Below are 12,736 nucleotides of genomic sequence, written 5' to 3' on the forward strand. Positions count from 1 at the left end.
CTGGTCTCTCCATGTGAGCAAAGCCGTAGGTAAGCGCTGCATCGAGCGGGGTCCGCTTCAGGCAGCACAACTCCAACGGCTTAGATCCGACCGGGCCGGCCTATGGTCCGGCGCGTGCGCCAACAAGAACCGTCTTCTCATCGCGGATATTCCTGCCCGGCATTTGCGCGCCGATAGCGGCGGTTTCATGCGTCCTGGAACCGCGGCGGGCGCTTTTCGAGAAAGGCCGCGATCGCTTCTTCATGATCCCGGGTGTGATGGGCCAACGCCTGATAGGCCGCGGACAATTCGAGCATCGGCCCCAGTTTCATATCCTGCCCTTCGCGCAGCAGGCGCTTGGCCATGCGGGTGGCATGGCCGGGATTGGCGGCAATCCTGCCCGCTATATTATGTGCCCGCGCGAGCACCTGATCAGCCGGCACCATTTCGTCGATCAGTCCATATTCCAGCGCTTTCGCGGCATCGATGACATCGCCCGTAAGCGTCATCAACGTAGCACGGGACATGCCGATGATCCGTGGCAGCAACCAGGCCCCGCCATCCCCGGGGACAAGGCCGAGCTTCACGAAGCTTTCGGCGAAGATGGCATTCTCCGCTCCGACGCGGATGTCGCACATGCAGGCGAGATCGAGACCGGCGCCGATGGCGGGGCCATTGACGGCGGCCACGACGGGTATCTCAAGGTCGTATAGCGCCGTCGGGATCGACTGGATTCCCGTGCGGTAGCGGTTGCGGAGTTCATAGGGCGATCCGGCGAACATGCCGACCTTGTCGCGGATATTCTTCACGTTACCGCCAGCGCAGAATGCGCTGCCGGCGCCGGTGAGAACCAGCGCCCGGACCGTAGCATCCGAGCCGATGGAATTGCAGAACTCGGCAATCTCATCGCTATAAGCGACGTCGGTGATCGCGTTGCGTTCATCGGGGCGATTGAGCGTGGCCGTTACCACGGGCCCTTCACGCGTGATGACGAGAAACGGTTCCATTGCGGGCAGATCTCCCAATTTTACGGCGTTCCGGCCGCTTCAACCTTTTCGATACCGCATGACGGGCTATCGATTATAATATTTAAAGCCCGTCGAGCGATAGCTTGGAGATATCATGGAACTGCGCCTGCTCCACTATTTCGTCACCCTGGCGGAGACGTCCAATTTTCACCGGGCCGCGGAACGGCTGCACATATCGCAGCCGCCGCTGACGGTGGCGATCCGCAAGCTCGAGCAGGAGCTGGGCGCGCCGCTGTTCGATCGCAATCCGCGCGGCGTGACCCTGACCGCAGCAGGAGAGGCCGCCCTGGAGCCTGCGCGTGCTACCTTGGCGCAAGCCGAACAGGTGCGCCAGGCCGCCAAACAAGGCGTGGCCGGCGAACGGGGGCGGCTGACCATCGGCTTCGTCGGTTCGGCGACGTTCGCATTGCTGCCGCGTCTCATCGAACCTTTCCGCAGGAAATATCCCGCCGTCGAACTCATATTGAACGAGGGCAATAGTCTCGAGATACAAAACAAGGTCGAGGCGGGGTCCCTCGATCTCGGTCTCGTTCGACTGCCGCTGCAACGAAGCAGCAAAGTCACGACAGCGGTGGTGGAGCGCGATCAACTGGTGGCGGCGCTTCCCAACTCCCACCCGCTTGCACGCAAACGGCGCCTGGACCTGAGGCAATTGGCCGACGAGCCTTTCATCGTGCACAGCGAGGTTAGCATATTGCGCGCGACGACGGTCGCCGCATGCCAGAATGCCGGTTTCGTCGCGCGCATCGTGCAAGAAGCGGTGCAGCTTCAAACGATTCTGAGCCTCGTCCAAAGCGGACTGGGGGTCGCATTGGTTCCAGCAAAGGCGCAGCGTTTCGCGCCGGACCGGGTGACCCTGGTTCCTCTCGCCGAGTTGATCGATATCGAACTCGGGGTCTTGCACGCGCCCAGCGGAAACGCCGTCATCCATAACTTCGTCCGCATGGCCACAGACAAGATCGATAGCTGATCGATATCGATTGCTGCTGATAAAATATTTGAAAACCATCTCCTGAAAGCCATTCTCCTCGCCCGGATTGGTGCGCCATCGGGAGAGGCTGATGTTCAAAGGGTCAATGCCGCGCCTGGTGTTCCGGGCGGCCGCTAAAATCGGGGTGGGCCGCGCGTGAGCGACACCACGATATCGGCCGTCAAAGGCATCGCCCCCCGGATCGCGCCGACCGCCTTCGTTGCCCCTGGATGCCGCATCATCGGCGACGTCTCGCTCGGCGAGAATGCCAGCGTCTGGTATAATTGCGTGATCCGTGGCGATATGAGCCACATACGGATCGGCGCCCGGACGAACGTCCAGGACTCCTGCATGATCCATTGCGACGACGCCAATTCCAATCATCCCATTTATCCGACCCTGATCGGGGAGGATTGTATGGTTGGACATATGTCCATGCTGCATGGCTGCACCCTGGAGGATCGGGCGGTCGCCGGCATGGGAACGATCATCTTCAACGGCGCGACGATCGAGAGCGATGGCATGCTCGCGGCGGGGGCGATGCTCACCTCGGGCAAGGTCATCCGGTCGGGAGAGTTGTGGAGCGGACGCCCGGCCAAATTTCTTCGCAACCTGACGGCCAAAGAGATCGCGTCAAATCAGGAGGCCACGGCCTTCTACATCGAAAATTGCCGCCGCCATGCGGATGCGAAGAGTGCCGTCAGGGCGGTGTAGTCCGAGATCCTTTTTCAAATCACTATTCAGAGAAAACGCATGATCATCATGATGGGATTTTACAACCGGAAGCCAGGAATGACGGTGGAAGAGTTCCGCCGTTTCTGGTCGGACGTCTATGGGCCGCTTTACAACAAGCATCCCGAAATCAAGCGCCATCTTCGGCGTTACGTTCAACATCAGCTCGACGCGCCCGCGGACATTCCCGGTCAGAGTCTCCCATTTGACGGCATAGCGGAGGCTTGGTTCGAGTCCGCCGAGGATATCGGCAGGATGATCGAGGAGCCGATCTACAAGAGCAGTATTGCGCCGTTGCTGGAGCAATTCATGGATCTCGGAAGCTCTCATTTCACCGCCTATGACAATCCGGTCTACCAGGTGGGCGATGCGCCGGCCCTCGTCCGGTGACGGCAGGTAGCATCCGTAAACTGGGGACCAGCCCACGATCGTCGCGCTTGGCAAGCACAGGCACCGTAAGGAGATAGCATGAGCACTGCCACAGGGCCGCTGTGGGCCGATATGGTGGCACCGGCCTTCCTGGCTCCGCTACGCGCCTTTGTGGCGCGGGAGATCGATCCGATTGCCGTCGAGACCGACGAGAAGGATCTCTATCCGTTGGACGCGGTCCGCGCGCTGGCGGCGGCAGGCTACAACACCATCTTCATGCCGTCCGCTCGCGGTGGCGGCGGCCAGGACTTTCGCCATGCGCTCGCGGTATTCGAGGAGGTCTCCTATAGCAGCGCAGGGGTCGGCATCAGCCTGATCACGATCCTGCAGGCGCAGATCATCCTCGATCTGTTCGGCAGCGATTCGCTGAAGGATCGCTATCTTCCGCGGTTCGCGGACGGAATGATCTCATCCTATGCGCTGACAGAAGCCAATCATGGCAGCGATATCCGATCGCTGGATACCAAGGCACATCGCGACGGCACCGAATGGGTGCTGGACGGCGAAAAATCCTTCATCACCTCCGGCTCGGCCGCCGAGTTCTTCGTGATCCTGGCCGAGACGCCGGTCGGCGTCAGCGCCTTTGCGGTGCCTGCGGAACTGCCGGGCGTATCGACGTACAAAGGTGAGAATTCGGCGACCTTCGGACTGCGAAACGGCCCGCACGTCAATCTGGTGCTGAAGGGGGTGCGCCTGCCCGAAGATCACCGGATCGGCACGGAGGGCAAGGGGGTTCGGCAGGCGGTCACCACTCTGGACTATTCGCGGACCATGGCGGCCGGCATATGCCTCGGCATCGCTCGGGCCGCCTTCGATCACGCGCTGGCCCACGCCAAGAGCCGCCGGATCTTCGACAGCGCGGTCTTCGAAAAGCAAGGCATCCAGTGGTATTTCGCGGACATGGCGACGCGCATCGATGCGGCGCGGCTGCTGACCTATAATGCTGCCGCCATGCTCGACAGCGGTGGCGACATTGCGCGCCATTCCAGCGAAGCGAAACTGTTCGCCGCGTCGCTGGCGACCGAAGTGGCCAGCAAGTGCGTGCAGATATGCGGCGCCTATGGCGTGATGGAAAACGCGCCCTATGGACGCTTTTTTCGCGACGCCAAGGCCTATGAGATCGCGGGCGGCTCCTCCGAAGTGTTGCGCAACACGATCGGCAAGTCGCTCAAGAATATGGACGGCTGAGCGATGTTCGAACAATTGCTCAGCCAGGCGCGAAACACGCCCCGCAGCACATTCGTCCTCCATGAGGACACGGATTATGATTTCGAGACCATGGCCGGCCTCGCGCAACGCGGTGCGACCTGGCTGGCCGGGCAGGGCATAGGGCAGGGCGATCATGTGATGATCGCCGTGTCGAACCGGCCGCTGTTCCTTTTCTACTGGTTTTCGACGCTTGCCCTGGGCGCCGTCGCCGTACCCGTCAGCCACGATGCATTTGGCGAGGGATTTCGCTACATGCTCGACCAGAGCGATTGCCGCATGGTCCTTACCGAAGCGGGCGAGCACGAGCGCTTTGCGGGGGCCGCCAGCGAGATCGGCGTGCCCGTGCACAGCTTCCCGGACGAGGCATCCTTCGAGACAGCGGTGACGGGTCTCGAACCTGCGCCGGCCGTGACGCCCCAGGCCGGCGCCCCTATGGCGATCCTCTATACGTCGGGCACCACCGGGTTGCCCAAGGGGGTGATGATCCCCAGCGCATCCTATCGGGCGATAGGCGAAAAAATCGTCAGCGCTGCCGGCATTTCAGCCAGCGATCGCATCCTGACCTTCCTGCCGATGCATCATGCCAATCCGCAGATGTACGCGCTGATGTCCTGCCTGACGGTGGGATGTTCCATGGTGCTCGTGCCGCGATTTTCGGCTTCGCGCTTCGTCGCGCAGGTGCAGCGCTATGGTGCGACCGGGTTCACCTATGTCGGTACGGTTCTCAGCATCCTGGCAAAGGAAATCCAGGCCGACATTGAAAGCGGCCTGCGCTTTTGCGTCGGCGGCGGAGCACCACGCGGCGTCTGGCAAGAACTCGCGCCGCGGCTGGGCGTCACCGTCCATGAGCTTTACGGCATGACCGAAACGGGCGGCATGGTCACGATCAACACGCTGGACCGAAACAGGTTCGGGAGTGTCGGTCAGCGGCGCGACGATTTCGACGTCGAGATACTCGACGACGATGACAATGTGCTTCCCCCGGAGACAGTAGGCGAGATCGCCGTGCGCTCGCTTCGACCGCATGTCATGACGTCGGGCTATTACCGGAAAGCCGAAGAGACGCTGCAAGCCATGGGCAATCTCTGGTTCCATACCGGAGATCTCGGCCGGTTCGATAAAGACGGTTTTCTCTATTTCGAAGGGCGCAAGAAGGAGCTCATCCGGCGCGCGGGAGAGATGATCTCGCCCGTCACGATCGAGCTTTGCGCGCTCAAGCACGGCGCCATCGCGGATTGTGCGGCGGTCGGCATTCCCGATCCGGTGATGGAAGAGGAAATCAAGCTCGTGGTGGTGCCGAGCGGGCCGGTCCAAGCTCGGGACATAGCCGACTTCATTGCCCTGGCGCTCCCGCGGCACATGGTCCCGCGATATGTGGAGTTCGTATCCGAAATACCGAAGACCCCGACGCAGAAAGTCCAGCGGTTCAAGATGGTGGCGAATACTGCGTTTACTCATGATCTTAGAGCGAAGGGCCAGATGAATGTCCCCAATTCGAGAGTGAATAATGTTTGACAATTTGAAATTGGCCGCGTTGCCGGCAGAGGACGAGGCGCTTCGCGCGCCTCTCAGGGCTCTGATACAGCGCGCGATAGCCGATATGCCGATCGACCGCAGATCTCGCTCATGGCAGGGCTTCGACGCCTCATTCAGCAAGCTCCTGGGCGCGGAGGGCTATCTCGGGCTCACGCTGCCGGAGCGCTATGGCGGCGGCGGGCGGAGTCCGCTCGCCCGGTTCGTCGTGGTCGAGGAACTGCTTTGCGCCGGGGCGCCGGTCGCGGCCCACTGGATCGCCGAACGGCAGAGCGCGCCGCTGATCCTCAATTTCGGGACCGAGGAGCAACGCCAGACCTATCTTCCGCAGATATGCAGGGGCGAGGCGTTTTTCTGTATCGGCATGAGCGAGCCGGGTTCCGGTTCCGACCTCGCCAGCGTGCGCACGCGCGCCGAAAGAGTGCAGAATGGCTGGCTCGTGAATGGCCAGAAGATCTGGACGACGCACTCGATGCGCAGTCACTATATGGTCGCCCTGGTTCGCACCTCCGGCACATCCGACGACCGGAACAGGGGCCTCTCCCAGATCATCCTGGATCTCACGGCGCCCGGCATAACGATCCGTCCGATCGTCGATCTGACCGGGGACGCGCATTTCTCGGAAGTCTTCCTGGACAATGTCGAACTTCCCGACACTGCCCTGATCGGCGCAGAAGGCAGGGGATGGGAGCAGGTCACCGCCGAACTCGCCTTTGAGCGCAGCGGGCCGGAAAGGATCTATTCGAGCATCGTGCTGCTCGACGCCTGGGTCCGTCACCTGCAGGCCGCCGGGCGCAACGACAGTGCGACCACGGCGCTGGTCGGCCGCCTGACCGCCCAGATCGCGGTGCTCCGGTCGATCTCGCTGGCGTGCACCGCCCTCCTTGCGGCCGGGGAGCAACCGGTGGTGGAAGCGGCGCTGATCAAGGATCTGGGCACCAGCTTCGAGCAGGAACTGCCGCTGGTGATCGGCGATGACATTGCGGGCCACCCCGACGAACCGGTCGATCCGGAGCTCTACCGGGCCCTGCTGTACGTCACGCATATCGCACCCAGCTTCTCCCTGCGGGGTGGCACGCGGGAAATCCTGCGGGGGATCATTGCGAGAGGGATGGGGTTACGCTGATGGACTTCAATGAATTGCTCGATCCCTTCGAGCGGCTGCTCGCCGACATCGCCTCTTCGGAACATATCCGCCAGATCGAGGCAACCGGCATGCTAGGAAATCTCTGGCCCGCACTGGAAGAATCCGGCTTCCTCGACGCGCTCGTGTCCGAGGAAGCGGGCGGAGCGGGGCTGACGCTCAGCGATGCCGGGCCGTTATTCCTCGCACTCGGACGCCATGGCTTTCCGGCTCCGGCAGCCGAAACCATGCTGGCTCGCCAGCTTCTTGCCGACGCGGGCATCGAATATCCGAAGGGGCCGATCGTGCTGGCCGTTGCCAATCGAGACGCGACACCCCCGATTCCGTGCGGGCGGGCCGCGGAGCATGTGCTGATCGAAACGAGCGAAGGGCTGGTGCTGGCCGCCGCCGATAGCCTCGCCCGAAGCGGAACGGGTGCTGATCGCGGCCTGGCGGAGAGCTTCGCATGGCAACGGCGGCCGGCTGGGCCCGGCTGCGCCTCACCCGCAGGCGGTTTGCGGACCCTGGGGGCGCTGGTCCGGGCGTGCCTGATCGCCGGGGCGGCTGGCAGGGTTCACGATATGACCGTGGCCTATGCCAATGAACGCGTTCAGTTCGGCAGGCGGATCGGCCAGCAGCAGGCGGTGCAGCAGCAGCTCGCCGTCATGGCCGAGCAGGTGATCGCCGCGCGCCTGGCCAGCGAGACGGCGTGCGCGGCCGGTCTGCCCGCGAACATGCTGATCGTCGCATCCGCAAAGCAGGTTTGCGGTGCGGCTGCGGTCGAAGTGGCCAGGATCGCGCATGCGGTGCATGGCGCGATCGGCATCAGCGAGGAATATGACCTCCAACTCTTCACCCGCCGGCTGCACGAATGGCGGCTGGCCGACGGGTCATCGCACTGGTGGGCGCTTCGGCTCGGCGAAGCGCGGCTGGCGGCAAATCAGTCGACGGTCGATTTCGTGCGGACACAGCTCGTGCCGGCCTGATGGGAGGGAGGCGCGAGCATATGTTCGCATAGGCTGGCGATACGAATGATATATCGAGACCATTTATTTTAATATTGGCTCCATATTTTTCGGCAAATTAGTTCTGCGCCGAGGATGTGCGGCTATCGATCACGGTCGAGGCGGTCTGCCAGCCGTCGGGCGACGTTGCGACCCTCGCCGTATCGAGGATAAGGAACCAGGGGATTGGGCCCACTTGCTGGAATACGCGTGCTGGATTTCGGCCGATACGTCGCCGGGCCTTACTGCGCTGCTCTGCTGGCCGACTTCGGCGCGGAAGTCATCCGCATCGAAAAGAAGGAAGGGAATGAAGATCGCTACATCACGCCGGTCACGGCGGACGGCGAAGGCTCCATCTTCCTTCAGATGAATCGCAACAAGCAGTCGCTTGCCCTGGATGTCGGGTCGGAAAGCGGCCGTGCGATAATCCGGCAATTGATCGCAACGGCCGACGTCGTCGTCGCCAATATGTCTGCGAAGGCGGCGGCGAAGCTTGGGCTGGACTATGCAAGCCTCACGGAGCTGAAACCCGACATAATCGCGGTCGGCATTTCTGCCTTCGGTTCGACCGGGCCGTGGGCGGAGCGGCTCGGTTTCGATAGCATCGGGCAGGTAATGTCCGGCGGAGTCTATCTTACCGGTACCGAGGATCAGCCTTATCGCAGCGCCACGCCGTGGGTCGACTTCGGCACTGCCCTCCATGCCGCTTTCGCCGTGATGGTGGCGCTGTACGAACGTGAACGAAGCGGCGTGGGGCAGGAGATTTCCGCGTCGTTGCTGGCCACGGCCGTCACGTTCAACGGCCAGCCATTGCTGGAGCAGGCGCTGGCTGCGCCAGACCGCCGCCCCTTGGGCAATCGCGCGTTCAACTCGGGACCCACCGATCTTTTCCGTACCAAAGACGGCTGGATCGCCACCCATGTCGTGAGCAAGCCGCTTTTCGCCCGTTGGGCTCGCCTCATGGGCGAGGAGGAGCAGTGGCTTACCGATCCGCGTTTCAGCGACGATATCTCTCGCGGCTTGAATGGCGAGCTTCTCTCGCAGCGCATGTCGGAGTGGTGCGCCGAAAGGAGCCGGGACGAGGCACTCGATGCCTTGGCCGCAGCCAATATTCCCGCGGGACCGGTGCTTTCGCCACAGGAGGTCGTCGATCATCCGCAGGTGAAAGCTCTCGATCTGCTTCGTCCGGTGACCTATCCGGGCCTGACGAAACCTGCGGAACTGACCGCGGCACCCGCCTTGTTGAGCCGGACGCCGAGCGAGACACGCGCGCCGCCTATGCTTGGCGAACATACGAATTTCATCCTGGAAAGCCTGGGCTACGACCCTGAGGCAATATCCAGGTTACGCCAGGACGGCGTGATTTGACCACCGGACCGGAGAATGATGCATGAGCAAGCAACCCGTTATCATCGATGCCATCCGCACGGCGACGGGCCGGGGCAAGCCGGGAGGGGCGCTGTCGTCGCTTCATCCGGTTGACCTGCTGGCGGGGGTTCTGGAAGCGCTGGTGTCGCGAAACGGCATTGATCCCGGCACCGTCGACGATGTGATCATCGGCTGCGTTACCCAGATCGGGGAGCAGACTTTCGTACCGCGCATGGCCGTCCTTGGCGCAGGTTTCCCGGATCATGTGCCGGCGACCTCGATCGACCGCAAATGCGGTTCGAGCCAGCAAGCGATCCATTTCGCCGCGCATGCGATCGCCGCGGGGGCCTGCGACATCGTCATCGCCGGAGGCGTCGAGACCATGAGCCGCGTGCCGATCGGTTCGAACCGTATCAACAAGGATATCGCTGGTGAGAAAGTGCGGAAGCGCTATGCGCCGGGCCTGGTGTCCCAGGGAATCTCGGCCGAACTGATCGCCGCCCGATGGGGTATTTCGCGGGAAGAGATGGACGAATATTCCGCTCTGTCCCATGCACGTGCCGCGGCAGCAAGCGCGAATGGCGGCTTCGACGCGGAGATCATCGCGGTCGACACCGAAAATGGCCCCTTCTTGCGGGACGAAACGATCCGTTCGACCACCACGGCGGAGGGGCTTGCAGGGCTGAACCCGGTTTTCGTCGATCCCGCCATGAGCGAACGCTTCCCCGAGCTTTTCTGGGGCGTGACGGCCGGAAATTCTTCGCAACTCGCGGATGCCGCGGCGGCGGTGCTGCTGATGAGCGAAGACATGGCGATCAAGCTCAACCTGCGCCCCCGGGCACGCTTCGTCGCGTTCGACGTCATGGCCAACGATCCGCTGCTCATGCTCACAGCGCCGATCCCGGTAACGCGCCGCGTGCTGGGCAAGGCGGGGCTTTCGATGGCGGACATCGATCATTTCGAAGTGAACGAAGCCTTCGCCAGCGTACCGCTCGCCTGGGCCAAGGAGTTGCAGGCCGACCCGGCGCGCCTGAATCCGCGCGGCGGCGCCATTGCGCTGGGGCATCCGCTGGGCGCGTCGGGCGCGCGCCTGATGACGACCATGCTTCACGCCCTGGAAGCGAACGGAGAGCGTTACGGCCTGCAAACCATGTGCGAGAATGGCGGGATGGCCAATGCGACGATCATCGAGAGGCTGTAGGGCGGATCGATCTCGGTGCGGCGAAGCTCCCGCCCATTAAAATGCCTGCTCGGGCCAAATGCCTGAGCAGGCCTTATTTCGTTCGCCGCGATCCGATCGAATATCGTTCGGCGTCATTGCTCCGAGCCGAGCACCTCGTTGGCCACGTGCCAGGCAGAATGGGCGCTGGGAACGCCGCAATAGGCAACGGCATGATAGATCACTTCGGCCAGTTCGTCCTTGGTCAGGCCGTTCGTTAGCGCCACCCGAAGATGTACACGTAACTCATCCAGCGCACGCGCCTGGATCAGGATGGCGATCGTCAGCAGGCTGCGATCCCGTCGTGACAGGCCGGGCCGAGCCCAGATTCCTCCGAACACGTTTTCGACCGCCATGGATACCAGTTCGCCGCCGAAATCTCCCGACTTCCGGGTAAATCCGGCGGTCACGTCGGGCCCGAACATTTCCGCCATGATCTTCAGCCCCGCTTCGCGCTTGCCCGAACCATCCATTCGTCTCTCTCCTTTGTCAGGGCTTTATTGCCATCGGCGATGCCGTGGCCGGGGTAGGTTCCAATGGCCGCACGGGAGCGTCGCCACAGGGCCCGCCAAGGCGCGCTTCGGTATTGATACTGATCACATGAATAGTTATTGTCAACGCTCGAATCGGCGGGTGAAGCCAATCAACCGATCAGGCCGCGGCGTTGCTGACGCAGCATTGAAGCAGCGGGATCACATCGCCGCGGCGGGCAAAGAGACAGTTAGGAGCGGAAAATGGAAAAATTGCAGTGCCCCTTTCACGGTGAAGATACTGAAGATCGGCAATCGTTCGGCCTGGACGCATTGATCACCCACCCCGATGAGACGAAGGACATCGATGCGATGGACGATCCCGTCCAGCAAATCGCTGCCAAGCTTCACGCGATGGGCCCTGTGGTCAAGGGGCGGGGCGTGGGAGATCCGCCCGGTTCCAAGATGCAGTTCGGTGACGTCATCCTGCCGAATATCTTCATCGCCGCGCACCTGATCGAGAAGGAGTGCTATGCCGCCGTGAGCTGGGAGGCGGCCCTGCGGGTATATGCGAAGCCCAAGATTTTTGCGTCCAAGGTCTACAAGCCGACCTTCGGACATTGGGGCCCGATCCTCACGACGATGGATCGTCCCGAGCATCCGAAGTACAGAGCAGTCGTACAGCAAGGGTTCACGCCGAAGGCACTGGAAAAATACAAAGACAAGATCATCAGCCCCGTCCTCGAGCGTCGGTTCAACGATCTGAAGCCCAAGGGCCGTGCCGACCTGATCCGCGATCTGACGGCCCATTACGCCTATGACATAACGAGCACGATCACGGGCTTTCCCGAAGAGGACAAGCTGTACATCGCATATCTCTTCGAACACGCCCACCAGGTGAACACCGATCCGGAAGGCGCGGCCAAGGCAAATGCCGAAATCAAGGCCTATGCCCAGAAGAAGATCAACGAACGGCGAGCCGATCCTCGCGACGACGTGATCACCATGATGATCAACAGCAAGGTCGATGGCGAGCCGCTCAATGACGAGCATCTCGTCGGCTTGACGACAAATCTCATGATCGCCGGTATCGATACGGTGTTCAAGCAGTCGAGCAGCATCATCTATCTTCTGCTGGCCCATCCCGACCAATTCGACCTGCTCAAGGCCGACCGCTCGCTCATCCCGCAGTTCGTAGAAGAGGCGATGCGCTATCAGGGGCTGGGCAATGTCCAGGCGCGCCAGGCGACCGAGGACACGGAACTGGTCGGCGTCCACATCCCGAAGGATGCGGTGGTCTTCACCATGCATGGCATAACCCATCGGGACCCCTGCCGCTGGGCCAATCCCGACGAGCTGAATCTCCTGCGAGAGCAGAAACAGCACATGCTGTTTTCCAGTGGCGCCCATACGTGCCTTGGCAAGGATGTTGCACGAGCGGCGCTTGCTGGCCTGATCGAGCATCTGATCGACGACTTCCCCAATTTGAGGTTCGACCCGGACTATCCCACGCCGCGCATCACGGGCTGGACGCTTCGTGCGCCATTGAGCGTGCCGGTCATCTGGGACGTATAGGGCGCGACGTTCGATCATATTCATACGCGTTTTGGATCGGGCCCAACCTGCGAGAGGACATCCGGTAGGCGCCCTGGATCAGTGATGCATTTGCGAG

12 protein-coding genes are annotated in these 12,736 nt (G+C 62.1%); 10 read left to right on the plus strand and 2 right to left on the minus strand.

Annotation, left to right across the window (positions count from 1 at the left end; genetic code table 11):
• Positions 1 to 185: 185 nt before the first annotated feature.
• The gene (locus tag ASE00_RS01615) at positions 186 to 986 is read right to left on the minus strand and encodes a crotonase/enoyl-CoA hydratase family protein (RefSeq protein WP_056377239.1); all 801 of its coding nucleotides are present in this window, start codon (positions 984 to 986) and stop codon (positions 186 to 188) included.
• 115 nt (positions 987 to 1,101) lie between these two features.
• On the opposite strand from ASE00_RS01615, the gene ASE00_RS01620 reads away from it, so the two are divergent.
• From ASE00_RS01620 to ASE00_RS01660, 9 genes are all read left to right on the plus strand, one after another.
• A complete protein-coding gene (locus ASE00_RS01620; protein ID WP_056377240.1) occupies positions 1,102 to 1,977 on the plus strand; it encodes a LysR substrate-binding domain-containing protein in 876 nt (291 codons plus the stop codon).
• A 156-nt stretch (positions 1,978 to 2,133) separates the two neighbouring features.
• On the plus strand, positions 2,134 to 2,691 hold the full coding sequence (locus ASE00_RS01625; protein WP_056377242.1) for a gamma carbonic anhydrase family protein: 558 nt from the start codon (positions 2,134 to 2,136) through the stop codon (positions 2,689 to 2,691).
• Positions 2,692 to 2,730: 39 nt separating this feature from the next.
• A complete protein-coding gene (locus ASE00_RS01630; protein ID WP_056377244.1) occupies positions 2,731 to 3,099 on the plus strand; it encodes an EthD domain-containing protein in 369 nt (122 codons plus the stop codon).
• A 78-nt stretch (positions 3,100 to 3,177) separates the two neighbouring features.
• On the plus strand, positions 3,178 to 4,326 hold the full coding sequence (locus tag ASE00_RS01635; protein ID WP_056377246.1) for an acyl-CoA dehydrogenase family protein: 1,149 nt from the start codon (positions 3,178 to 3,180) through the stop codon (positions 4,324 to 4,326).
• Between the two features lie 3 nt (positions 4,327 to 4,329).
• Positions 4,330 to 5,862: a class I adenylate-forming enzyme family protein gene (locus ASE00_RS01640; RefSeq protein ID WP_056377247.1), complete on the plus strand. Its 1,533-nt coding sequence runs from the start codon at positions 4,330 to 4,332 to the stop codon at positions 5,860 to 5,862.
• Positions 5,855 to 7,006: an acyl-CoA dehydrogenase family protein gene (locus ASE00_RS01645; protein ID WP_056377249.1), complete on the plus strand. Its 1,152-nt coding sequence runs from the start codon at positions 5,855 to 5,857 to the stop codon at positions 7,004 to 7,006. Before ASE00_RS01640 ends, ASE00_RS01645 begins: the two co-directional genes overlap by 8 nt.
• Positions 7,006 to 7,989, plus strand: coding sequence for an acyl-CoA dehydrogenase family protein (locus ASE00_RS01650; protein ID WP_056377251.1), 984 nt, complete (start codon positions 7,006 to 7,008; stop codon positions 7,987 to 7,989). Before ASE00_RS01645 ends, ASE00_RS01650 begins: the two co-directional genes overlap by 1 nt.
• Positions 7,990 to 8,193: 204 nt before the next feature.
• Positions 8,194 to 9,375: a CaiB/BaiF CoA transferase family protein gene (locus ASE00_RS01655; RefSeq protein WP_056377252.1), complete on the plus strand. Its 1,182-nt coding sequence runs from the start codon at positions 8,194 to 8,196 to the stop codon at positions 9,373 to 9,375.
• A 22-nt stretch (positions 9,376 to 9,397) separates the two neighbouring features.
• Positions 9,398 to 10,576: a thiolase family protein gene (locus ASE00_RS01660; protein ID WP_056377255.1), complete on the plus strand. Its 1,179-nt coding sequence runs from the start codon at positions 9,398 to 9,400 to the stop codon at positions 10,574 to 10,576.
• Between the two features lie 113 nt (positions 10,577 to 10,689).
• Here the strand turns inward: ASE00_RS01660 and ASE00_RS01665 are convergent, their stop codons facing one another.
• The gene (locus tag ASE00_RS01665) at positions 10,690 to 11,067 is read right to left on the minus strand and encodes a carboxymuconolactone decarboxylase family protein (protein ID WP_056377257.1); all 378 of its coding nucleotides are present in this window, start codon (positions 11,065 to 11,067) and stop codon (positions 10,690 to 10,692) included.
• Between the two features lie 261 nt (positions 11,068 to 11,328).
• On the opposite strand from ASE00_RS01665, the gene ASE00_RS01670 reads away from it, so the two are divergent.
• Positions 11,329 to 12,639 carry a cytochrome P450 gene (locus ASE00_RS01670; protein WP_082594409.1) on the plus strand — a complete coding sequence of 437 codons (1,311 nt, stop codon included), beginning with the start codon at positions 11,329 to 11,331 and terminating at the stop codon, positions 12,637 to 12,639.
• Positions 12,640 to 12,736 lie beyond the last annotated feature (97 nt).

This window comes from Sphingomonas sp. Root710 (assembly GCF_001429065.1).
GTDB lineage: Bacteria > Pseudomonadota > Alphaproteobacteria > Sphingomonadales > Sphingomonadaceae > Rhizorhabdus.

Excerpts from the sequence above, each read along its gene's own strand:
- ASE00_RS01615 (WP_056377239.1), bottom strand. The coding sequence starts at position 986 with ATGGAACCGTTTCTCGTCATCACGCGTGAAGGGCCCGTGGTAACGGCC.
- ASE00_RS01620 (WP_056377240.1), top strand. The coding sequence starts at position 1,102 with ATGGAACTGCGCCTGCTCCACTATTTCGTCACCCTGGCGGAGACGTCC.
- ASE00_RS01630 (WP_056377244.1), top strand. The coding sequence starts at position 2,731 with ATGATCATCATGATGGGATTTTACAACCGGAAGCCAGGAATGACGGTG.
- ASE00_RS01635 (WP_056377246.1), top strand. The coding sequence starts at position 3,178 with ATGAGCACTGCCACAGGGCCGCTGTGGGCCGATATGGTGGCACCGGCC.
- ASE00_RS01640 (WP_056377247.1), top strand. The coding sequence starts at position 4,330 with ATGTTCGAACAATTGCTCAGCCAGGCGCGAAACACGCCCCGCAGCACA.
- ASE00_RS01645 (WP_056377249.1), top strand. The coding sequence starts at position 5,855 with ATGTTTGACAATTTGAAATTGGCCGCGTTGCCGGCAGAGGACGAGGCG.
- ASE00_RS01650 (WP_056377251.1), top strand. The coding sequence starts at position 7,006 with ATGGACTTCAATGAATTGCTCGATCCCTTCGAGCGGCTGCTCGCCGAC.
- ASE00_RS01660 (WP_056377255.1), top strand. The coding sequence starts at position 9,398 with ATGAGCAAGCAACCCGTTATCATCGATGCCATCCGCACGGCGACGGGC.
- ASE00_RS01665 (WP_056377257.1), bottom strand. The coding sequence starts at position 11,067 with ATGGATGGTTCGGGCAAGCGCGAAGCGGGGCTGAAGATCATGGCGGAA.
- ASE00_RS01670 (WP_082594409.1), top strand. The coding sequence starts at position 11,329 with ATGGAAAAATTGCAGTGCCCCTTTCACGGTGAAGATACTGAAGATCGG.